The sequence below is a fragment of the Tabrizicola sp. genome (assembly GCF_041911175.1).
In the GTDB taxonomy this organism is placed as follows: domain Bacteria; phylum Pseudomonadota; class Alphaproteobacteria; order Rhodobacterales; family Rhodobacteraceae; genus Tabrizicola.
Genome location: NZ_JAYRPN010000147.1, coordinates 1 through 21,839, shown reverse-complemented (window position 1 = coordinate 21,839; position 21,839 = coordinate 1). Strand labels below are relative to the sequence as shown.

The 21,839-nt window shown below is 66.1% G+C and carries 21 protein-coding genes; 13 read left to right on the top strand and 8 right to left on the bottom strand.

What is annotated here, in order from left to right; all coding sequences use genetic code 11:
* Positions 1-25 precede the first annotated feature (25 nt).
* Together ACE3P6_RS20150 and ssb are read right to left on the bottom strand one after the other, a co-directional pair.
* Positions 26-391 (bottom strand): SUF system Fe-S cluster assembly protein, encoded by a 366-nt coding sequence (locus ACE3P6_RS20150; RefSeq protein WP_374371664.1) that lies wholly within the window; start codon positions 389-391, stop codon positions 26-28.
* A 108-nt stretch (positions 392-499) separates the two neighbouring features.
* A complete protein-coding gene (ssb, locus tag ACE3P6_RS20145) occupies positions 500-1,018 on the bottom strand; it encodes a single-stranded DNA-binding protein (RefSeq protein ID WP_374398208.1) in 519 nt (172 codons plus the stop codon).
* 202 nt (positions 1,019-1,220) lie between these two features.
* Here ssb and ACE3P6_RS20140 point away from each other — a divergent pair, with 202 nt between their 5' ends.
* Complete coding sequence (locus ACE3P6_RS20140; protein WP_374371695.1) at positions 1,221-1,826, top strand: lytic transglycosylase domain-containing protein; 606 nt, start codon at positions 1,221-1,223, stop codon at positions 1,824-1,826.
* Between the two features lie 223 nt (positions 1,827-2,049).
* Here the strand turns inward: ACE3P6_RS20140 and ACE3P6_RS20135 are convergent, their stop codons facing one another.
* The 6 genes from ACE3P6_RS20135 to miaA all read right to left on the bottom strand — a co-directional run bounded on the left by ACE3P6_RS20135 (position 2,050) and on the right by miaA (position 10,447).
* Positions 2,050-4,143 carry a dipeptide ABC transporter ATP-binding protein gene (locus ACE3P6_RS20135; RefSeq protein ID WP_374398207.1) on the bottom strand — a complete coding sequence of 698 codons (2,094 nt, stop codon included), beginning with the start codon at positions 4,141-4,143 and terminating at the stop codon, positions 2,050-2,052.
* A 4-nt stretch (positions 4,144-4,147) separates the two neighbouring features.
* Complete coding sequence (locus ACE3P6_RS20130; protein ID WP_374398206.1) at positions 4,148-5,560, bottom strand: ABC transporter permease; 1,413 nt, start codon at positions 5,558-5,560, stop codon at positions 4,148-4,150.
* A 13-nt stretch (positions 5,561-5,573) separates the two neighbouring features.
* Positions 5,574-6,662 (bottom strand): ABC transporter permease, encoded by a 1,089-nt coding sequence (locus ACE3P6_RS20125; RefSeq protein ID WP_374371672.1) that lies wholly within the window; start codon positions 6,660-6,662, stop codon positions 5,574-5,576.
* An 83-nt stretch (positions 6,663-6,745) separates the two neighbouring features.
* Positions 6,746-8,380, bottom strand: a complete 1,635-nt coding sequence (locus tag ACE3P6_RS20120) for an ABC transporter substrate-binding protein (protein WP_374398205.1) — start codon at positions 8,378-8,380, stop codon at positions 6,746-6,748.
* Between the two features lie 224 nt (positions 8,381-8,604).
* Positions 8,605-9,405 (bottom strand): helix-turn-helix domain-containing protein, encoded by an 801-nt coding sequence (locus ACE3P6_RS20115; RefSeq protein ID WP_374398204.1) that lies wholly within the window; start codon positions 9,403-9,405, stop codon positions 8,605-8,607.
* 175 nt (positions 9,406-9,580) lie between these two features.
* Positions 9,581-10,447, bottom strand: a complete 867-nt coding sequence (miaA, locus tag ACE3P6_RS20110) for a tRNA (adenosine(37)-N6)-dimethylallyltransferase MiaA (protein ID WP_374398203.1) — start codon at positions 10,445-10,447, stop codon at positions 9,581-9,583.
* 82 nt (positions 10,448-10,529) lie between these two features.
* Between miaA and pyrH the strand changes: the two genes are divergently transcribed.
* The 12 genes from pyrH to ACE3P6_RS20050 form a co-directional block, all read left to right on the top strand.
* Complete coding sequence (pyrH, locus tag ACE3P6_RS20105; RefSeq protein ID WP_374371680.1) at positions 10,530-11,252, top strand: UMP kinase; 723 nt, start codon at positions 10,530-10,532, stop codon at positions 11,250-11,252.
* Positions 11,253-11,363: 111 nt separating this feature from the next.
* Positions 11,364-11,930, top strand: coding sequence for a ribosome recycling factor (gene frr / locus ACE3P6_RS20100; RefSeq protein WP_374398202.1), 567 nt, complete (start codon positions 11,364-11,366; stop codon positions 11,928-11,930).
* An 80-nt stretch (positions 11,931-12,010) separates the two neighbouring features.
* Entirely contained in the window at positions 12,011-12,685 is a 675-nt protein-coding gene (gene uppS, locus ACE3P6_RS20095; RefSeq protein WP_374371697.1) for a polyprenyl diphosphate synthase, read from the top strand.
* Positions 12,685-13,491, top strand: a complete 807-nt coding sequence (locus tag ACE3P6_RS20090; RefSeq protein WP_374398234.1) for a phosphatidate cytidylyltransferase — start codon at positions 12,685-12,687, stop codon at positions 13,489-13,491. Before uppS ends, ACE3P6_RS20090 begins: the two co-directional genes overlap by 1 nt.
* Position 13,492: 1 nt before the next feature.
* Positions 13,493-14,680 (top strand): 1-deoxy-D-xylulose-5-phosphate reductoisomerase, encoded by a 1,188-nt coding sequence (gene dxr, locus ACE3P6_RS20085; protein ID WP_374398201.1) that lies wholly within the window; start codon positions 13,493-13,495, stop codon positions 14,678-14,680.
* Positions 14,680-16,008, top strand: a complete 1,329-nt coding sequence (rseP, locus tag ACE3P6_RS20080) for an RIP metalloprotease RseP (RefSeq protein WP_374398233.1) — start codon at positions 14,680-14,682, stop codon at positions 16,006-16,008. Before dxr ends, rseP begins: the two co-directional genes overlap by 1 nt.
* A gap of 165 nt (positions 16,009-16,173) precedes the next feature.
* Complete coding sequence (gene bamA, locus ACE3P6_RS20075) at positions 16,174-18,498, top strand: outer membrane protein assembly factor BamA (protein WP_374398232.1); 2,325 nt, start codon at positions 16,174-16,176, stop codon at positions 18,496-18,498.
* Between the two features lie 2 nt (positions 18,499-18,500).
* Positions 18,501-19,061, top strand: coding sequence for an OmpH family outer membrane protein (locus ACE3P6_RS20070; protein ID WP_374398200.1), 561 nt, complete (start codon positions 18,501-18,503; stop codon positions 19,059-19,061).
* An 86-nt stretch (positions 19,062-19,147) separates the two neighbouring features.
* Positions 19,148-19,609 (top strand): 3-hydroxyacyl-ACP dehydratase FabZ, encoded by a 462-nt coding sequence (gene fabZ / locus ACE3P6_RS20065; protein ID WP_374398199.1) that lies wholly within the window; start codon positions 19,148-19,150, stop codon positions 19,607-19,609.
* Between the two features lie 3 nt (positions 19,610-19,612).
* Positions 19,613-20,419, top strand: coding sequence for an acyl-ACP--UDP-N-acetylglucosamine O-acyltransferase (gene lpxA / locus ACE3P6_RS20060; protein ID WP_374398198.1), 807 nt, complete (start codon positions 19,613-19,615; stop codon positions 20,417-20,419).
* Positions 20,416-21,219 (top strand): LpxI family protein, encoded by an 804-nt coding sequence (locus ACE3P6_RS20055; protein WP_374398197.1) that lies wholly within the window; start codon positions 20,416-20,418, stop codon positions 21,217-21,219. The genes lpxA and ACE3P6_RS20055 overlap by 4 nt, the downstream gene beginning before the upstream one ends.
* Positions 21,220-21,307: 88 nt before the next feature.
* Positions 21,308-21,839, top strand: a 532-nt coding sequence (locus tag ACE3P6_RS20050) for a lipid-A-disaccharide synthase (protein ID WP_374398231.1), incomplete at its 3' end; no start/stop codon positions are given.

Below are 21,839 nucleotides of genomic sequence, written 5' to 3'. Positions count from 1 at the left end.
GACAATGAAAGCCTTATAGCTTGCCCTACATGAACCCCAGTTCCAGCCGGGCCTCGTCGGACATCATGTCCATGCCCCAGGGCGGGTCGAAGGTCATCAGGACATCGACCTGCTTCACGCCGGGCAGCGGTTCCACCGCGTTCGCGACCCAGCCCGGCATCTCGCCCGCGACGGGGCAGCCGGGGGCGGTCAGGGTCATGGTGATCTCGACCTCGTTCTCCTGGCCGATCTCGATCGTGTAGACGAGGCCGAGGTCGTAGATGTTCACCGGAATCTCCGGGTCGAAGACCGTGCGGCAGGCCTCGACGATCTGCGGATAAAGCGGATGGTCGGTGGTGGAGGGCTTGATGAGCGGCTGCCCCTCGGTCTGGCCCACGGTCTGGTCCTGCATGGCTTCGTCTCGGTCCTGGGATGTTGACCGATTATATAGGGAATGTGTCCGGGAAGGTCCAGAGCCGCCGGGCCGGGACCTGCGGCCCTGCGACGATCCGACCGATCCTCAGAAGGGAATCTCGTCGTCCATGTCGGAGCGACCGCCGCTGCCACCCGAAGAGCCGCCGCCGAAGCCGCCGCGCCCGCTGCCGGAGGACCCGCCGCCGTAGCCGCCGTCGTCCTGCCCGCCGCGGTCACCGCCATAGTCGCGATCGCCACCCGATCCGCCGTCGCCGCGGCCGCCGAGCAGGGTGAGTTCGCCGCGGAACTGGCGCAGGACGACCTCGGTCGAATAGCGATCCTGCCCGGACTGGTCCTGCCATTTGCGGGTTTCGAGCGCGCCTTCAAGGTAAACGGTGCTACCCTTCTTAAGATATTGCTCGGCAATCTTTCCAAGCGCTTCGTTGTAGATCGCGACCGAGTGCCATTCGGTGCGCTCTTTCTTCTCGCCCGAGTTGCGGTCGCGCCAGGTTTCCGAGGTGGCGATGCGCAGGTTGACCACCTTGCCGCCATTGCCGAAGCTGCGCACCTCGGGGTCGCGGCCGAGGTTGCCGATGAGAATGACCTTGTTGACCGACCCCGCCATGCGAATCTCCCTTGCAGATGTCCGGGGCGCAGCTTGGCCCCCGGATGGTTAAGGAACCCTATAGCGCCAAATGCGCCCGCCGCAACCGGGCTTCGGCGGGGTCTGGAATACCCGCCACGAGCCGTCTGGAATTTCCGGGCGAAACCGCTATAGTCCTGCCGGGTCGCACCGGCGGGTGCGCAGGGACAGTGTGGACGTGGACATGCGGATCATCGGCCAGGTTGCGGTGGCGGTGCTGCTGGCGAGTGCGCCGGTCGGCGCGCTGGCAGAGGGTCTGAACCTGACCGGCTCGACCAAGTCGCGCACCGCGATCTTCAAATCGCAGGCCGACCTGATCGACAAGAAGCTGAAGAAGCAATATTCCGGCTCGGTCAAGCTGACTCCCAAATACAAGAAGGGCGAGGAAACGGCGGCGGTCGAGGGCATTCCCGCCTATCGTGGCAACTACAAGGGCGAATACCTGGAGGTCGCGAAGGCGGCGGCGCGCAAGCATGGCGTGCCGGAGGATCTGTACCTGCGGCTGGTGCAGCGGGAAAGCGGCTGGAACCCGGTCGCTGTCTCGGTCAAGGGCGCGACGGGGCTGGCGCAGCTGATGCCGGAAACGGCGGAGCATCTGGGGGTCGACATCAACGATGCCGAGGAAAACCTGGAAGGTGGCGCGCGCTACCTGCGGATGATGTACGACAAGTTCGGCACCTGGGAGCTGGCGCTGGCGGCCTACAACGCGGGCCCGGCGGCGGTGGAAGAGCATGACGGCATCCCGCCCTTCGCCGAGACGGAAAGCTATGTGAAGGCGATCCTGGGGTAAGGCGGGCACCGCGCGCTGTCTTAACCCGGGCGGATAACGGACCCCGGAGTGAAGCGGTCGCGCGCTGCGTCAACCTGTCGGCGAAGAGCGGTCGAAAGCTGCCCGGATGGCATCGGTTTCGCGTCTTCCTTCCGTCTGGCATCCATCCATACGCGCGGCGGACGCAGAAATCGTCAACCAATGCCGCCGAAAAATCCGACCGTGCAGGAAAAAAGCGACGGACCTATTCCGCCGCGATCTTGATCACCGGCTCCATCTTCGCCAGCACCTCGCGGGAGAGGTGGCACTTGATCTGGTGGCCGCCCTCCAGCATCTGCACCGGCGGCACCTCGCGCTCGCAAAGACCTGCGGGTGTCACCTGTGATTTCCAGCGGCAGCGGGTCTGGAACGGGCAACCGGGCGGCGGGTTCACTGCCGAGGGGATGTCACCTTCCAGCACGATGCGCTTGCGTTCGACCTTGGTGTCGGCGATCGGCACGGCGGACAGAAGCGCCTCGGTATAGGGATGGTAGGGGGGCGCGAAGACCTGGTCGGTGGTGCCCATCTCGACCACATGGCCGAGATACATCACCATCACCCGGTCGCTCAGGTAGCGCACGATGGAGAGGTCGTGGCTGATGAAGAGAAGCGTGGTCCGGTTCTCGCGCTGGATATCCATCAACAGATCGGTGACGGCGGCCTGCACGCTGACGTCCAGCGCCGAGACGGGTTCGTCCGCCACGACGACCTTGGCCCCGCCCGCGAAGGCGCGCGCAATGCCGACGCGCTGCTTCTGCCCGCCGGAAAGCTGGCGCGGCATCCGGTCGGCGAAGGCGCGGGGCAATTTCACCAGGTCGAGAAGTTCCAGCATCCGCTGGTGCCGGTCTTCGTCGGATTTGCCGTAGTTGAAGATTTCCAGCGCGCGGATGATCTGGCGGCCCACGTTCATCGACGGATTGAGGGTGTCAAACGGGTTCTGGAACACCATCTGCACCTGGCTGACGGTGTCGGTGTTGCGCTTCTGGATCGGGGTCGACTGCACGTTTTCGTCAAACAGCATGATCGAGCCGGAGGTCGCGGTTTCCAGCCCCATCAGCACCTTGGCGAAGGTCGACTTGCCGCAGCCGGATTCGCCGACAATGGCCAGCGTCTCGCCCTCGCGGGCCTCGAAGGACAGGGTCTCGTTCGCCTTCACCACCTTCGACGCACCGCCCCCGAAGGCGCCGGTCGAGACGTTGTAGTATTTCCGCAGGTCCTCCATCTTCAGGACGACGCGGCCGATCTCGGCCTTTTCCTTCACCTCGCGTGCGGCAGGCGGCGCGGTCCAGTCGATCTCGTCCCAGCGGAAGCAGCGGGTTTCATGCCGGTCACTGTCGGGGACCGGGAACATCGGCACCTCGGCTTCATCGCAGCGGCCATGCTGGAAATAGTCGCAGCGCGGGCCGAAGTTGCAGCCCTTGGGGCGTTCGTGGGGCAGGGGAAAGTTGCCGGGGATCGAAATCAGCGGGCGCGCGTTCTTGTCGGCACCGGGCAGCGGGATCGAGCGGAAGAGCGCCTGGGTATAGGGGTGGCGCATCTTGTCGAAGACTTCGGTGACATTGCCGGTTTCGACCGCCTCGCCGGAATACATCACGCAGATGCGGTCGCAGACATCCATCACCAGCCCGAGGTTGTGGCTGATGAACAGCATCGAGGTGCCGTATTTCTGGCCCAGTTCCTTCACCAGATCGACGATCCCGGCCTCGACCGTCACGTCGAGCGCCGTGGTGGGTTCGTCGAGAATGAGGAGCGCGGGCTTGGCCATCAGCGCCATCGCGATGACGATGCGCTGCTGCTGGCCGCCGGACAGCTGGTGGGGATAGGAGTTGATGATGCGGTCGGGGTCGGGCAGGCGCACGTCGGCGACGATCTGGCGGGCCAGCTTCCAGGCCTCGGCCTTGGACATGCCGGAGTGCAGCATCGGCACTTCGGCCAGTTGGGCGCCGACCTTCATCGCCGGATTCAGGCTGGCCATCGGCTCCTGATAGATCATCGCGATTTCCGAGCCGCGGATATGGCGCAGCTCCTCGTCGTCCATCTGCGTCAGGTCGCGGCCCTTGAACTTGATCGAGCCCGCGACGATGCGGCCGGTCTTGCCCAGCTCGCGCATCACCGCCAGCGCGACGGTCGACTTGCCGCAGCCGGATTCGCCGACAAGGCCCATCGCCTCACCGGCCATGACGGTGCAGGAGAAATCCATCACGGCGGGGATTTCGCGGAGGCGGGTGAAGAAGCTGATCGAGAGATGCTCGATTTCCAGGATCGGTTGCGAGGGGTCCCAGGTGTCGGAAGCGGTCATGGCATCAATCCTTCAGGCTTTCTTCGCGCAGGCCGTCGGCAAGAAGGTTCAGGCCGAGGACGAGGCTCATGAGGGCAAGGGCTGGCGCAAGGGCGGGATGGGGATAGAGGTTCAGGAGTTTGCGGCCATCGTCGATGGTCGAGCCCCAGTCCGGGCTGTCGGGCGAGACGCCGAGGCCGAAGAAGCCGAGCGTGCCGAGCAGGATGGTGGTATAGCCGATCCGCAGACAGAAATCGACGATCAGCGGGCCACGGGCATTGGGCAGGATCTCCCAGAGCATGATGTACCAGGGGCCTTCGCCGCGGGTCTGGCCGGCGGCCACGTAGTCGCGCGCCTTGATGTCCATCACCAGCCCCCGGACGATGCGGAACACGCCGGGCGAGTTCACGAACACTACCGAGACGAAGACGTTCAGCATGTTCGGCTCCATCGACCAGACGCCGAGCGGGTCCATGTTGAAGGCAAGGCCGGAATAGGCCCAGAGGCCGATCAGGAGCGTGATCCCGACGTAAAGGTTCCGGCGCGGCGGGTTGGTGTAGTAGCGGCTGTTCCAGAGCGTGCAGAGGAAGACGATGGGGAAGATGAACAGCAGCGCGGCGAGGATGATCGGGATGCCGGTCTCGCGGATTTCGGGTGTGACGAGCAGGTAGAAGAGCAGGATCACCGGGAAGGCGAGGACGAGGTTCGCGAGGAAGGAGATGAAGGTGTCGAGCCGTCCTCCGAAATAGCCGGCGGGCAGACCGAGGGTGATGCCGACCATGAAGGCGAACATCGTGGCGGCGGGGGCGATTTTCAGCACCTCGCGTGCGCCCATCACCATGCGGGAGAAGACGTCACGGCCCAGATGATCGCCGCCGAGGAGATACCAGCCGTAGCCCGCGCCGTCCGGCACCACGACGCCCGGCGCGTCGTTCTTCAGCCCGGCGATCTGGCTGAACGGGTCATAGGTGGCGATCATCCCGGCGAAGATCGCGGTGAAGATCCAGAACATCACGATGGCGAAGCCGATCATGCCGACGGTGGAATCGAAGAGCTTGCCGTAAAGGCCGAGCTTGCGGCGGAAGCGGATCGACAGGACGAAGGTCGCGACCAGCGCCAGCCAGACCGGCCAGAAACGGACAGCCATCGCGCCAAGGATCCCGGCCTCGACCGGCGAGGGCATGACGGCCCCGGCGGCGAGGATGCAGAGGAAGGCAGCGATGGCGGCGAAGAAGCTGTAGCGAACGCCCATGCCGGCGAGCATCCCGGGCGAGCGGCCGGTCGTGGTGCCGTCGGGGGCGGGCAGGCGAGGACCGTCAAGCCCGGCCAGGGCGAAGAGCAGCTTCGCCACCAGCGCCAGCGCCAGCAGGACGACGGCCAGTTGCAGGATGGGAAGAAGCGTGTGGCCCGCAGTTCCGGTCCAGGTCAGGAAATCCATCGCGCGCCCTCCCTCAGGCCAGCCGGATACGGGGGTTCAGGAAGACATAGCCGATGTCCGAGATCAGCTGCGTCAGCAGGACGACGACCACTGCTACACACGAACAGGCGAGCAGGAGCGGGATGTCGTTGTTCGAAGCCGCCTGCACCAGCGTCCAGCCGAAGCCCTTGTAGTTGAACAGGCTTTCCACGATCACCACGCCGTTCAGAAGCCAGGGGAACTGCAGCATGATCACCGTGAAGGGGGCGATCAGCGCGTTCCGGAGCGCGTGTTTCATCACGACGGTGCGGAACGGCACGCCCTTGAGCCTTGCGGTGCGGATGTATTGCTGGGTCATCACCTCGGTCATCGAGGCGCGGGTCATCCGGGCGATGTAGCCGATGCCGTAAAGCGCGATGGTCATCACCGGAAGGGCGAAGTTCCAGAAGGTGATGTCGTCCATCGCCGACGTGGCCGAGGCGAGGAACAGGGTCTTCTTCGGCTCGATCAGCCCGTATTGGGCGAGGATCGGGGAAAGCCCGGTCGAGGCGGTGGCGAGGAGCGCGACAAGGATGACGCCCGAGACGTACTCCGGCGTCGCGGTCGAGGCGATGGAGAAGGTGGAGAGCGTCCGGTCGGTCACCGAACCCTCACGCATGCCCGACAGCACGCCGAGGAACAGCGAGGTTGGCACCATCACCAGCATCACCGCCAGCATCAGCCAGCCGGTCGCGGCCAGTTTCTCGCCCAGGGAGTCGATCACGGGTTTCTTGAAGAAGGTCGAATAGCCCCAGTCGCCCTGCAACAGACCGCAGTAGCGCGGCGCGGTTGCCGCGTCCTCGCCGATCTTGAAGCAGCGACCGCGGGTGTCGCCCTTCTCGTCGGTGTAGGTCCAGCCCGGCACGACGCCAAGCCACTGGCCGTAGCGCCCGAAGATCGACCCGGAATGGCCGTTCTGCTTGATCCAGTCCAGCACCGCAGCCTCGCTCATGCGGACCGAGCCCTCGGTGCGGGCCAGCTTCTCCAGGTTCGGTGGCAGGTTCGTCAGGTAGAAGACCACGAAGGTCAGGGCAATGGCTGTCAGGAGCATGACTCCCAGCCGCCGCAGCACGAACAGTCCCATGCCGGTCCTCGTCTGTTGAGAATAGCCACCAGGTCAGGGGCGCGCGTGGCGCCCCTGTCGGTTTCGTCAGCCGGTCAGGCTGGTCAGGCGACCGACCACTTGTAGTGATGGTGTTCGAAGGCCGGGTGCTGTTCCAGCCCCAGGAACCCTTCCTTGTGGTGGCTGAACAGCGACCGCGAGAACGGGTTGATGATGTAGCCTTCCTCTTGCAGGATCGTCCCCATCCGCGCCGCCAGCTCGCGCCGCTTGTCGGCATCGGCGATCGCCAGCGCCTTGCCCATCAGCTCGTCGAACTCGGGGTTGGACATCGAGGTCTCGTTCCACGAACCGGTCGAGGTGTAGGCGAGGCTCATGTTCTGCACCGCGAGCGGGCGGTGGTTCCAGGTCGTCGAGGAGAAGGGATACTTCTGCCAGTCGTTCCAGAACGTCGAGCCCGGCATGACCGTGTGCTTGATGTTCATGCCCGCATCCTTGAGCTGGGCCTGCACCGCAGCGGTGGTCGCTGCCTCCCAGCCGTCATCAAGCGAGATGACTTCGAACTCGGTATCCTTCAGGCCCGCCGCTTCCAGCGCCGGCATCAGACCCGCCGGGTTGATCACCTGCGGCGGCAGGGTCGGATATTCCGGGTGGATCGGGAACATGTGGTGGTTCTCGCCGGTCTTGCCGAGGTTGTTGTAGCCAAGCTCCAGCACCACCTTCGGATCGACCGCCAGCTGGACCGCCGAGCGCACGGCCTTGTCCTTGTAGAGGTCGGACGAGGAGTTCATCCGCACCACGATGGTCGAGGCGGTGACAAGCTCTTCCTTCACCAGGCCCATGCCGTCGAGGATGTCGATGAATTCGCCGACCGATTCATAGTTCTTGTCGACTTCGTCCGAGGAGAACAGCGCAACCATCGCCGCCGGGTCGGTGCCGAAGTCGATGTAGTGGATCTCGTCCAGCGGCGCGGTGCCACCCCACCAGGTGTGGTTCGGCGCGCGGACCAGGATCGCCTTCTGGCCGACCGAGACTTCCTGCGGGACATAGGGGCCGGTGCCGATCGGGTTCGTCGCCGGGTCTTCGCCGTCCTTGAACGTGGAATGCACCACGGCGGCCGGATAGTCCGACAGGTTCGCGACGATGGCGATGTCCGAGATCGTCAGGTTCAGCTGCACGGTCGAATCGTCGACCTTGACCACAGCCCCTTCGCGGAGCGTCTTGGTCGCTTCGTCGACGAGGCCGGGGAAGCGCGAGGCCATCGCGTTGCCCTCGACGTTGCCATCGGTCCAGCGACCGAAGTTGCGCACCACGTCATCGGCGGTGAAGGGCTCGCCGTTGTTCCAGGTCACGCCGGGACGGATTTTCAGGGTGTACTGGGTCGCGTCCTCGTTGGCTTCCCAGCTTTCCAGCAGGCGGCCCTCGAAGCTGCCGTCGTTGTTGTACTGGACCAGGAATTCCAGCCAGCCGCGATAGACGTTCGCGATCTGCGGCCAGTCGGCCAGGCGCGGGTCCTTGGTGCCCTTCACTTCCATCGCGACGCGGATCATCCCGCCGGTCTTGGCCTCTTGCGCCATCGCCGGGGTGGGCAGGCCGATCAGGCCATAGGCCGCGGCGGCCGAAACGCCGAGCGCGGTGGTGCGGGTCAGGAATTCGCGACGGCTGAGTTTGCCTTCGGCATATTCCGACGCATACATCCGGGCTGCGGAATGCAGGCCGGTCTTCACGGTCATGTCGTTCATTCTGGTCTCCCTGTCAGGTCTTTTTTCTGTTCGTTCGGGCGACACAGACCATCATGCCACCGAAGAAACCCGGCTTCTGCCAGGACACTCCGACAGCCTGCGCAACTGCGCACCCCCGTCGCTATTGCGCACCTTTTTCGACGTTGCGTCAACGGCTGGTTTCGACGGTTGAGAGACAAAAACGACATCGAAGTGTCGATTCCTTTACCGTCCGGACAAAAGCCCTATCCGGCGCGGCGGAAGGCCGTGGGGGATTTCCCGGTCAGATGCTGGAAGGCGCGGGTGAAATAGGCGGGGGAATTGAAGCCCAGCTGTTCCGCGATCTTGCCGACGGGGATGCGGGTTTCGGCCAGGAGCTTCCGGGCCTCGAAGATGCGGCGGTCCTGCAGAAGGGCCGAAGCCGGGCGGCCGCAGGCAGTGTTGCAGCAGCGGGTGAGGTGGGTCGGCGTCACACCCAGGGCCGCCGCGAAATCGGCGACGTTCATCCCGGTGCGGAAGTTCCGTTCCAAGAGGGCGGTGTAGCGGGCCACCAGCCGACGGGTCGCATCCTGGCGCGGGCTTTCCAGCGGATCGGCCTTGCGCGCCTGCCGTTCCAGCCAGACGCCGAGCAGGCCGACATAGGCCTCGGTCGCGCGGTCATGGGCGGGGGTGTCGCTTTCCAGTTCGCGCAGAATCGAATCAAGCAGGACGTTCACCTCCTGCTGGGCATGGACCTCGCGGATGCGCAGATGGTGCGGCGATTTGGGCAGGGTGACCTTCGGATCGCGCCCGAAAAAGACCGCGGTGCCGAAGACCTGGGACCCGGCCTCGAACCCGTGCATGACGCCTGCGGGGATGAAGACCGCATTATGTGCGGTGTAGCCGCGCGTCACCCCCGAGATCGTGATGCGGCCCTGGCCCTTGGTGAACCAGAGCAGGCAGGGTTCGGAGAGCGAGCGCATCGCCTCGACCCGCCAGCGACCGCCTGCGGCGAGGCGGGGAATGGCGACGAGACGCAGGGTGGAGGCGGGGGCGGATTTCAGCATTTCGGGGCAGATCCTGTGGCAGAGGCGCTGTTTGGCGAAGTAAAGCAGGGCGCGAAAGCCAACCCAAGGGAATTTCGCACAAGGGCGGGCGAGTTACCCACCGATGTTGCATTATTCTGTGCACAAGCCTGTGGATAAGCGGAAAACCGCTGCAACTTTGCCGCGCAAGCCCCGGTCAGGGAAGGGAAAGCTGCCGCCAGGCCTTCATGTTCGATCTGAACCAGGTGCGCTGCCGCTTGGCATATTGGCGGCTGGCCAGGATGGCGGCTTCGGTGGCTTCATCCAGGCCGATTTCGCCGCGCAGATGCGCGATCAGCTCCGGCCCGCCGATGGCCCTGGACGAAGGGAGTTTCGCGTCCCAGCCGGGCAGGTTCGCCCGCGCTTCGTCCAGCGCGCCTTCGGTCAGCATCTGCCGAAAGCGCCGGTCGATGCGGGAGTTCAGCCAGGCGACTTCGGGCAGCAGGACCAGCGCTTCGGCCTGCGCAAGCGGCAAAAGCGGGGCAGGCGTGTCGTCCTGCCAGCTTGCCAGCCCGCGCCCGGTCACGCGCAGCACCTCCCACGCCCGCTGGATGCGGACGGGGTTCATGCGGTCGATCCGGGCGGCGGTTGCGGGGTCGAGGTCGGCGAGAAGCGCGGCAGGCCCCTCGGCTGCCATCCGGGCGTCGGCCTCGGCACGGATGGCCGGGGGCGTGTCGGGCACCTCGGCGAGGCCGCGGGTCAAGGCGTTGAAATTCAGCCCGGTTCCCCCGACGATCACCACCGGCCGCGACAGCAGCGGCGCCAGATCGCGCAGCCAGTGGCCGACGGAATAGGCAGCGTCGCGGGGCACATGGCCATAGAGCGCATGGGGCAGGGCGGCCTCGTCCGCCGCACTGGGGCGGGCGGTCAGGATGCGCCAGTTTTCATAGACTTGCAGCGCATCGGCATTGACGATCAGCCGGCCATCGCGGGCCGCCAGCGCCATCGCCAGCGTCGACTTCCCGCTGGCGGTCGGCCCTGCGACAAGCACGGGGGCCTCGCGCGAAATGCTGTCGATCTGCACCCGAAACCCCAGTTGAACCCGCCGCCGTTTTGCGACATTTTGCGGCGCAGTCCAAACACAAAACGAAATGCAGGGGGGTGCCATGTCCGCAACGGCCACCAAGTACAGCCGCGTGATGCTGAAGATCTCGGGCGAGGCGCTGATGGGCGACCAGGGCTATGGGTTGCACCCGCCGACCGTGCAGCGCATCGCCGAGGAGGTGAAGTCGGTCCGCGACCTGGGCGTCGAGATCTGCATGGTGATCGGCGGCGGCAACATCTTCCGGGGGCTGCAGGGCAGCGCGCAGGGGATGGAGCGGACGACGGCGGACTACATGGGCATGCTCGCCACCGTGATGAACGCGCTGGCCATGCAGTCGGCGCTGGAAAGCCTGGGCGTCTTCACCCGGGTCATCAGCGCGATCCCGATGGATCAGGTCTGCGAACCCTATATCCGCCGCCGCGCCGTGCGGCATCTGGAGAAGAAGCGGGTCTGCATCTTTGCCGCCGGAACCGGGAACCCCTATTTCACCACCGACACGGCGGCGACGCTCAGGGCCAGCGAAATGGCCTGTCAGGCGATCTTCAAGGGGACCAAGGTCGACGGGGTCTATGACAAGGACCCGAAGAAGCACGCCGATGCCAAACGCTATGACCATGTCACCTATGACGAGGTGCTGGAGAAGCATCTCGGCGTGATGGACGCGACCGCCATCGCGCTGGCCCGCGACAATGCGCTGCCGATCATCGTCTTCTCTCTGGACGAGCCGGGCGGGTTCCGGGGCATCCTGGCCGGGCAGGGAACCTATACGCGGGTCCAGGACTGAGGGTCCCGGCCTGACAGGTCAGGCGCTTTGGCCTATACCCGCTCCCTGCCGCTCTGCTATAGAGCGCGAAATCGCGGGTATCGGCCTGCAGGGAAGTGAAGGACCAGTCCTATGGCACATGAAGAGATCGAGATCGACACCGATGCAATCCAGCGCCGGATGGACGGGGCGATGGCGGCGTTGAAGACGGAATTCGCCAGCCTGCGGACGGGCCGGGCCAGCGCATCCATCGTCGAGCCGATCATGGTCGATGCCTATGGCCAGATGACCCCGGTCAACCAGCTGGGCACGGTGAACGTGCCGGAACCCCGGATGGTGGTGATCAACGTCTGGGACAAGGGCATGATCTCGAAGGTGGAGAAGGCGATCCGCGAAAGCGGCATCGGCATCAACCCGGTGACGGACGGCCCGCTGATCCGTCTGCCGATCCCGGAACTCAACGAGGAACGCCGCCGCGAATTGACCAAAGTTGCGGCCCAGTATGCCGAAAGCGCCAAGGTTGCGATTCGCAACGTGCGGCGCGACGGCATGGACCAGATCAAGAAGGCCAAGGCGCAGGGCATGGGCGAGGACGACCAGAAGTTCTGGTCCGACGAAGTGCAGGAGCTGACCGACAAGGCGATTGCCGCGGTCGACCGGGCGCTGGAGGCCAAGCAGGCTGAGATCATGCACGTCTGACCGGCGGCAGGAGAACGGATTTGTCCAAGGACTTGCAGGTGGGTGTTGCGGCGCGGCCGGTGAACCATCTGGCGATCATCATGGATGGCAACGGCCGTTGGGCCACGAACCGGGGCTGGGCGCGGCTGGTGGGTCACCGCAAGGGCGCCGAGCGGGTGCGCGAGATCGTCAAGGCCGCCCCGGATCTTGGCATCAAATGGCTGACGCTTTACGCCTTCTCGACCGAGAACTGGAAGCGGTCGACCGAGGAAGTGCTGGGCCTGATGGCGATCTTCGCCCGCTATATCGAGCGCGAGGCGGATCGTCTGGCCAAAGCCGGGGTGCGGATGCGCTTCATCGGCGACCGCAGCCGTCTGGACCCGAAACTGCAGCGGATGATGGCGGGGATCGAGGCGCGGACGGCTGGCCTTGACCGGCTGAACCTGACGGTGGCGATCAACTATGGCGGGCGGGACGAGATCGTCCGTGCGGTCAGGAAGATCGCGGAAGCTGCGGCGCAGGGCATCCTTGATCCGCGCCATGTGACGGAAGCGGCCTTCGCCGAGCGGCTGGATACCGGCGGGCTGCCGGACCCGGACCTGGTGGTCCGCACCAGTGGCGAGACGCGGACCAGCAATTTCCTGCCCTGGCAGGCGGCCTATTCCGAATACGAATTCACCGAGACGCTCTGGCCGGATTTCGGGCCGGAGGAGCTGGCGGCCATCGTCCGGCGCTTTTCCAACCGCGAGCGGCGCTTCGGCGGGGTGTCCCGATGATGGACCCGGCGCCGGTTCCGTCCGGCAAATGGTCCGACCTGCGCACCCGCATCCTGTCGGCCATCGTGATGGTCGCGGTCGGCGCGGTGGAGATCTGGCTGGGCGGTCTGGCCTTCGCGGTGCTGGTCGTGGCGCTGACCGGGGTGATGATCTGGGAACTGGCCACGATGACCGCCCCGCTTGAGCGGCGGTCGGCGCTGGTCGTGGCGGGGGTGGCGGGCGTGGCGCTGGTCGCGGCGCTGGTGCTGAAGACGGAAATTGCCGTCCTGTTCCTGACCGTGCCCTCGGTGGCGCTGTTGCTGACGCCACGGCGGGACCAGCGGCTTGCGGGAGGCTACGCGCTGGCGATCATGCTGGCGGGCTACGGGCTGGTCGAACTGCGCGCGGTCGGCGGCACGCAGGTGATCCTCTGGCTGGTGGCGGTGGTCGTGGCGTCCGACGTGCTGGGCTATTTCGCCGGGCGGATGCTGGGGGGGCCGAAGTTCTGGCCCGCGATCAGCCCGAAGAAGACCTGGTCGGGCACGGTGGCGGGCTGGATCGGCGCGGCGCTGGTCGGGCTGGCCGTGGTGCTGGCGACCGGGGCAAGCTGGGCGCTGGTGCCCTTCTCGGCGCTGGTGGCGTTTGCCGGGCAGATGGGCGACATCGCGGAAAGCTGGGTCAAGCGGCGGGCGGGGGTGAAGGATGCCTCCAGCCTCATCCCCGGGCATGGCGGGGTGTTGGACCGCTTCGATGCGCTGATCGGGGCGGTGGTCGTGGTGATGGTGTTGCGGCTGGTCCTGCCGGTTGCCGGGCTGTTCGGGGGCTGAATTGCGCAGCCTGTCGATCTTCGGCGCGACCGGGTCTGTCGGCGAGCAGACGGTGGATTTGCTGCGCCGTGCGGGCGGGGCGGAGGCTTTCCGTGTGGTCGCGCTGACCGGGGGCCGGAACATCGCCCGGCTGGCCGAGATGGCGCGGGACTTGCGGGCCGAGGTGGCGGTCTGTGCCGATCCCTCGGGGCTGTCGGAGCTGCGCGAGCGGCTGGCGGGATCGGGCGTCGCGGCGGCGGCGGGGCCGGAGGCGATTGCCGAGGCGGCGGACCGGCCTGCGGATTGGGTGATGAGCGCTATCGTCGGCGCGGCGGGACTGGTGCCGGGAATCCGGGCGCTGCGGCATGGCGCGGTGCTGGCGCTGGCGAACAAGGAAAGCCTGGTGACGGCGGGGCCCTTGCTGATGGCGGAGGCCAGGCGGCACGGCGCGCGCATCCTGCCGGTCGACAGCGAGCATTCGGCGATCTTCCAGGCGCTGGTCGGCGAAGACATCGCCTCGGTCGAGCGGATCATCCTGACCGCAAGCGGGGGCGCCCTGCGGGACTGGCCGCTGGATGCCTTGGCGCGGGCGACGGTCAAGGACGCGCTGGCGCATCCGAACTGGGCGATGGGGCAGCGGATCACCATCGATTCGGCCAGCATGTTCAACAAGGCGCTGGAAGTCATCGAGACGCGGGAATTCTTCGGAGTCTCTCCTGACCAGATCGAGGTGATCATCCACGCCGAAAGCCTGATCCATTCGATGGTCGGCTACCGCGACGGGGCGATCATGGCGCATCTTGGGGCGCCGGACATGCGCCATTCCATCGGCTATGCGCTGAACTGGCCGGAGCGGTCGCACCTGCCGGTGGCACGGCTTGACCTGGCGCAGATCGCCACGCTGACCTTCCGCGCACCCGACCTTGCGCGCTATCCCGCCTTGCGGCTGGCGCGCGAGGTGATGGCGCGGCGCGGGCTGGCCGGGGCTGCCTTCAATGCGGCGAAGGAAGTGGCGCTGGACCTTTTCCTGGACGGGCGGATCGGTTTCATGGACATGGGCAGCGTCGTCGAGGCGGTGCTGGAGGCGATGGACCCGGATCTGGGCCGCGAAAATGCCATGCCCACCCTTGAGGATGTGCAGGCGGTGGACCATCTGGCACGGAGACGCGCAGGCGAAATCGCGCGCAGGACGACGGCAGGAGCAGCATGATGGATACGATAGTGGCGGCCCTTGGCGGCACGGTCTGGACGGTTCTGTTCTTCGTCCTTGCCCTGTCGGTGATCGTCTTCGTCCATGAATATGGCCACTACATCGTCGGGCGCTGGTCGGGCATCCATTCGGAAGTCTTCTCCATCGGCTTCGGCCCGGTGCTGTTCAGCCGCACCGACAAGCGCGGCACCCGCTGGCAGGTCGCGGCGATCCCCTTCGGCGGCTATGTGAAGTTTCTGGGCGATGCCGATGCCTCCTCGGTCCGGCCGGGCGATGTTTCGGGCCTTTCGGCGGACGAGCGGCGGCACACGATGGCCGGGGCGCCGCTCTGGGCGCGGACGGCGACGGTGGCGGCAGGGCCGGTGTTCAATTTCATCCTGACCTTCGCGCTCTTGACCGGGCTTGCGCTGGTGCTGGGCGCCCCGCGCGACGAGCCGACCGTCGGCGCGATGCGCGCCTTTCCCTTCGAGGGTCCGTCCCTGCAGGAAGGCGACGTGATCCGCGCCGTCGAAGGCCAGGCGACCCCGGACTGGGAGACGTTCGGGACAGTGACCGACGGGCTGAAAGGCAAGGCGACGCTGGCTTATACGGTCGGGCGGGGGACGGACGAGCTGGTGGTCGAAGGCCCGCATCCGCTGGCCCCGGTGGTGGGCGAGGTTCAGATCCGCTCTGCCGCGATGGATGCCGGAATTCAGGAGGGCGACGTCATCCTGAAGGCGGACGGCAAGGACGTGCGCTATTTCGACGAGCTGCCCGAGATCGTGGCGGCCAGCAAGGGCCAGCCGGTGACGCTGACGGTCTGGCGCGCGGGCAAGACGTTCGAGCTGTCGCTGACCCCGCGCATCCGCACCGTCGACGACGGCCAGGGCGGCTTCACGGAACGCTACCTCCTCGGGCTCTACTCGGGCCTGTTCTTTGAACCGGCCACCCGCAGCGTCGGCCCGCTGGAAGCCGCATCCAATGCCGCGCAAAGCATGTGGCTGATGACGACCACCACCTTTTCGGGCCTCTCGCACATGATCCAGGGGGCGATTTCCAGCTGTAACCTGTCGGGGGCAATCGGCATGGCCGAAACCGCAGGCGATGCCGCACGCAACGGGGTGGAGAGTTTCATCGGCATGCTAGCCATTCTGTCTTTCGGCGTCGGGCTGCTGAATCTCTTCCCGATTCCGGTGCTGGATGGCGGCCATCTGGTGTTCTACGCCTACGAGGCGGTGGTGCGTCGGCAACCGTCGGAACGGGCGCTGCGAGTGCTGATGTCGGTCGGGCTGACGCTGGTCCTGTCGATCATGATTTTCGGGCTCAGCCGCGATCTTCTCTGCCAGTAGCCCTTTCGGAGGCGCGTGGGGCAGGAAAACCCGACCCCGCGCGCTTTGCCCTGACGCCACAACATCTTGCAAAGTTATCCACAGCGACCGCAGGCTTTTGACAAAGCTTGGCTTTCCGGCTAGCTATCCGGGAAACAGATAATACGGCGAGGATGCAACATGCGGATGACCCAAAGCGCGGCCAAAGGCCGGTCGTTCAGGGCCAGTTCTAGGGCGCGTCTTCTCGCCACGGCGGTTTTCCTCGGCGCCGCAACGGCTTCCGCTCCCTTCCTCGCCCCGGCCTATGCGCAGTCCTTTTCGTTTTCGAACGTCGAGATCCAGGGCAACGAGCGGGTCGATGCCGCGACGATCCTCAGCTACGCCGGAATCAGGCGCGGGGAGGAGGTCTCGGCCGCGCAGTTGAACGATGCCTATCAGCGGATCATGAACTCGAACCTGTTCGAGAAGGTGGAGCTGGTGCCGCAGGGGTCGACCCTGGTGGTCAAGGTGGTGGAATACCCCATCGTCAACGTCATCAGCATCGAGGGCAACAAGCGGCTGAAGGACGAGAAGCTGTCCGAGCTGATCAAGTCGCAACCCCGCCGGATCTATTCGCCGAGCCAGGCCGAAGCCGATGCGGCGGCGATTGCCGAGGCCTATCGCGTGGCCGGGCGGTTGGCGGCATCTGTGACGCCGAAGATCATCCGTCGCAACGACAACCGCGTCGACCTGGTGTTCGAGATCACCGAGGGCAAGGTCGTCGAGAACGAGCGGATTTCCTTCGTCGGCAACAAGGATTTCTCCGACCGGCGGCTGCGTCAGATCCTGCAGACCAAGCAGGCCGGCTTCCTGCGCAACCTGATCCAGCGCGATACCTACGTTCCCGAACGGCTGGACATCGACAAGAAGCTTCTGACCGACTTCTACCTGTCGCGTGGCTACATCGACTTTCAGGTGCTGGACGCCAGCGCCGAGGTGAGCCGCGAGCGGGACGCGACCTTCGTCACCTTCACGGTGCGCGAGGGCCTGTCCTATGATATCGGCAAGGTGACCACGGTGTCGGAGGTCGAGGGCCTGGATGCGGCCGAGTTCGAGGCGGTGCAGAAGATCAAGCCGGGCCAGACCTACAGCCCGCTCCTGATCGACAACAACATCACCCGGATGGAGACTCTGGCCCTCAAGAAGGGGCTGAACTTCATCCGCATCGAGCCGCGCCTGACCAAGAACCAGCGCGGCCAGGTCGTCGACGTGGAATTCGCCATCATGCGTGGCGAGAAGATCTTCGTCGAACGCATCGACATCGAGGGCAACACCACGACGCTGGACCAGGTGGTCCGGCGCCAGTTCCGCACGGTCGAAGGCGACCCCTTCAACCCGCGCGAAATCCGCCAGTCCGCCGAACGCATCCGCGCGCTCGGCTTCTTCTCCGATGCCAAGGTCAGCACCGACCAGGGCAGCGACCCGGACCAGGTGGTGGTGAACGTCGACGTCGAGGAGCAGCCGACCGGCTCGCTCAGCTTCGGCATGAGCTATTCGGTGTCCAGCGGCGTCGGCTTCAACATCGGCTTCTCGGAAACCAACTTCCTGGGCCGCGGCCAGGCGCTGTCGTTGAACATCTCGACGGCGTCGAAGAACCAGAACTCCAGCTTCAGCTTCACCGAACCGGCGCTTCTGGGCCGGGATCTGAAGTTCAACATCAGCGGCTACTACAAGACGTCCAACTCGGACTATTCCTACTACGACACCCGCAACATCGGCTTCAAGACCGGGATCGGCTTCCCGCTTGGCGAGCAGTCCTCGCTCGACCTGCGGGTCGGCGTCGCCGAGGACAGGATGTACAACTATACCGGCGACTCGGCGATCCTTCTGGCTGAAGAGGCCCAGGATGCGCTGACGACCTTCTCGCTGGGCTACAGCTACGAATACGACAACCGGATCACCGGGCTGAATCCGAAGGGCGGGGTTCTCCTGCGCTTTGGCCAGGATTTCGTCGGCGGCGATTCCAAGTATGTCGAGACGACCGCGCTGGCGATGGCGGAAACCAAGGTCATGAACGAGGAAGTCACCCTCCGCGCGATCTTCGAGGGCGGCGCGATCACGCCGACCGGCGGCACCGTGACGCGTGTGACCGACCGCTTCTTCGGCAACGGCAAGATCCGCGGCTTCGAGCCGAACGGGATCGGCCCGCGCGACCTGACGGCGACGAACGATGACGCGCTTGGCGGCAACATGTTCGCGGTGGCGCGGTTCGAGGCCGACTTCCCGCTGGGACTGCCCGAGGAATACGGCATCACCGGCGGCGCCTTCATGGATGTGGGCTCGGTCTGGAGTCTCGACAACACCAATGGCGGGGCCGTCGACGACAGCTTCATCCCGCGCGCCACGGTCGGCGTGTCGATCTTCTGGACCACGCCGATCGGTCCCTTGCGCTTCAACTTCAGCCATGCGGTGAAGAAGGAAGACTACGACAAGGAACAGACCTTCGACCTGACGATCTCGACGAAGTTCTGATCATGACGGGGCGGCGCAACGCGGCCCGCCGGTGGTCCGGGCTTCGGCTGATCCTGGCGGCGCTGGTCCTGGCGACGCAGGTGCAGGCGCAGGAGACGCCGGTGCCGCTCCTGACGCTCGACCAGGACCGCTTCTTCCTGCAGTCGGATTTCGGCAAGGCGGTGGTCGAGCGCGAGCGGACGGCCACTGCCGCGCTGGAGCAGGAAAACAAGCGGATCGAAGCCGAGCTGATCGCCGAGGAACAGGCCCTGACGGAAGAGCGGAAGACCCTTCCGGCGAAGGATTTTTCGGCCAAGGCCGAGGCCTTCGACCAGAAGGTCGAGCGCATCCGCGACGAGCAGGATGCCAAGGCGCGTGCGTTGACCGAAGGGCGCGACAAGGATCGCAAGGCCTTCCTGCAGGCCGCCGTGCCGGTCCTGGGCGAGCTTCTGGGACAGAAGCAGGCCGCCGCGATCCTGGACAAGAACCTGGTCATCGTGTCGCTGTCCGCGATCGACGTGACCGACGAGGCGATTGCCGCGGTGAACAAGGCCCTGGCGGCGAAACCCGCGCCGACGCCCTGACGGGTGCGCGTCAACTTGTCTCGTCCGGCGCGACTTGCTAGCTACAGCAAAGGGCTGGAGAGCCCGGGACTTTCAGGGGAACGAAGATGGATGAAACCGCAGTCACAACCGCCGATCTGGACCTCATCCAGCGGATCATCCCGCACCGCTATCCGTTCCTGCTGATCGACAAGGTGCGCGACATCGTCGTCGACCAGTCCTGCGTCGGGATCAAGTGCATCACGCTGAACGAGCCGCAGTTCCAGGGGCATTTCCCGGGGATGCCGATCTTCCCCGGCGTGATGATCATCGAGGCGATGGCGCAGACTTCGGGCGTGCTGGTCGGGCTGTCGATGGACCTGGTCGACAAGAATGCCAAGGTCTTCTTCATGGGCGTCGACGGGGTCAAGTTCCGCCGCAAGGTGGTGCCGGGCGACGTGCTGGAATTGCATGTCAAGGCTGTCCGTGGCGGGGGCCGGGTCTGGAAGTTCGAGGGCCGGGCGATGGTCGAGGGGGAGCTTGCCTGCGAGGCGACCTTCATGGCGATGTTCGACGTGGCGAAGGCCTGAGCGATGGCAGTTCACGGCACGGCGGTCGTCCATCCTTCGGCCTTTGTCGAGGAAGGCGCGGTCGTCGGCGAAGGCTGCTACATCGGGCCTTTCGCGGTGATCGGCCCCGAAGTGGTGCTGGGCGCGCGCGTCACGGTGAAATCGCATGCGGTGATCACCGGCTGGACCGAGCTGGGCGAGGATTGCACGGTCTGGCCCTTCGCCTGTGTCGGCGAGGTGCCGCAGGACCTGAAGTATCACGGCGAACATACCCGGCTGATCGTCGGCGCGCGCTGCCGCATCCGCGAGGGCGCGACGCTGAACACCGGGACGGAAGGTGGCGGCGGGGTGACGCGGGTCGGTGACGACTGCCTGATCATGACCGGGGCCCATGTCGGCCATGATGCGCAGATCGGCAACCGGGTGATCCTGGTCAACAACGTCGCCATCGCGGGCCATTGCGTGCTGGGCGATGACGTGATCGTCGGGGGCCTGTCGGGCGTGCATCAATGGGTGCGGATCGGGCAGGGCGCGATCATCGGCGCGGTCACGATGGTGACGAACGACGTGATCCCCTATGGGCTGGTGCAGGCGCCGCGGGGCGAGCTGGACGGGCTGAACCTGGTCGGGTTGAAGCGGCGGGGGGTGGACCGGGCCGGGATCACCGCCTTGCGCGCCGCCTATCAGACGCTGGCGCAGGAGGACGGCAGTTTCCTCGACCGCGCGCGCAAGCTGGCCGAGGAAAGCGACAACGCGCTGGTGCGCGAGATCGCCGATTTCATCCTGTCGAAATCCGACCGCAGCTTCCTGACCCCGAAGGGCGGGCGGTGAGAACCGCCATCATCGCCGGTGAAGGCCGCCTGCCTGCCGCTCTGGCCGCGGGGATGGCCGAGCCGCCCCTGGTCGCCGCGCTGGACGGGTTCGCGCCCGAGGGATTGACGGTCGACCTGCGTTTCCGGGTGGAGCGGCTGGTCCCCTTCCTGCGCGCGCTGGAGCGGGACGGGGTGGACCAGGTGATCTTCGCCGGTGCCGTGACGCGGCCGCGACTCGACCCGGCGCTGCTGGACGAAGCCACCGCAAGCCTGCTGCCCCGGCTGATGGCGGCGATGGCGCAGGGCGACGATGCGACGCTGCGGGTGGTGATCGAGCTGTTCGAAGAGTTCGGCTTTTCGGTCGTGGGCGTGGATCAGGTGGCCCCGGCTCTCTTGCCCGGCGCGGGCGTGCTGGCGGGCTCGGTCGGCCCCCGCGACGAGGCGGATGCGGCGCGCGCGGCGGCCATCGTCGCGGCGCTCGGCGCGGTGGACGTGGGGCAGGGCGCGGTCGTGGCGCAGGGCCTGTGCCTTGGGGTCGAGGCGCTGCCGGGGACCGATGCGCTGCTGGCGCAGGTGGCGGGGATCGGCGGGCTCCGGCCCGATCCGGCGCGGGGACGGGGGGTGTTCTACAAGGCCGCGAAACCGGGACAGGACCGTCGGATCGACCTGCCGACCATCGGCCCGGAAACCTTGCGCGGTGTCGCGGTGGCGGGTCTGGGCGGGGTGGCGGTTCAGGCCGGGTCGGTGATCTGCCTGGACCTGGCGGAGATGCGGCGCCTGGCCGGGGAGCTGGGGCTTTTCCTTTGGGCTCGCACATGAGCCGGGGATACTCATTGCTTGCTTCGCGACGCTCTTCGCTGGGTCTGACGCAGCGAAGAGGGGTCGAAGACCCACGATGAGCGGGTCTCTGAAGCTTTTCCTCATCGCGGGCGAACCTTCCGGCGACCGGCTGGGGGCGGCGCTGATGGCGGGGCTCAAGTCTCTGACGCAGGTGGAATTCACCGGCGTGGGCGGGCCGCTGATGCAGGCGGAAGGGCTGGAAAGCATCTTCCCGATGGAGGAGCTGTCGGTGATGGGCATCGCCGAGGTGCTGCCGAAGTATTTCCCCCTCAAGCGGCGCATCCGCGAGGCGGCCAAGGCGGTGCTGGCCAGCGGTGCCGAGGCGCTGGTGACGATTGACAGCCCGGACTTCTCTCTGCGCGTCGCGGCGCTGGTCAAGGCGTCGCGGCCCGGCTTTCGCACCATCCACTATGTCGCGCCCTCGGTCTGGGCCTGGCGGCCGGGGCGGGCGGCGAAGATGGCACGGGTGATCGACCATGTGCTCGCGCTGCTGCCCTTCGAGCCGCCCTACATGACGGCGGCGGGGATGAGTTGCGATTTCGTCGGGCATCCAGTGGTGGCTGAGCCGCTGGCTTCAGACGTGGAGAGGACGGCTTTCG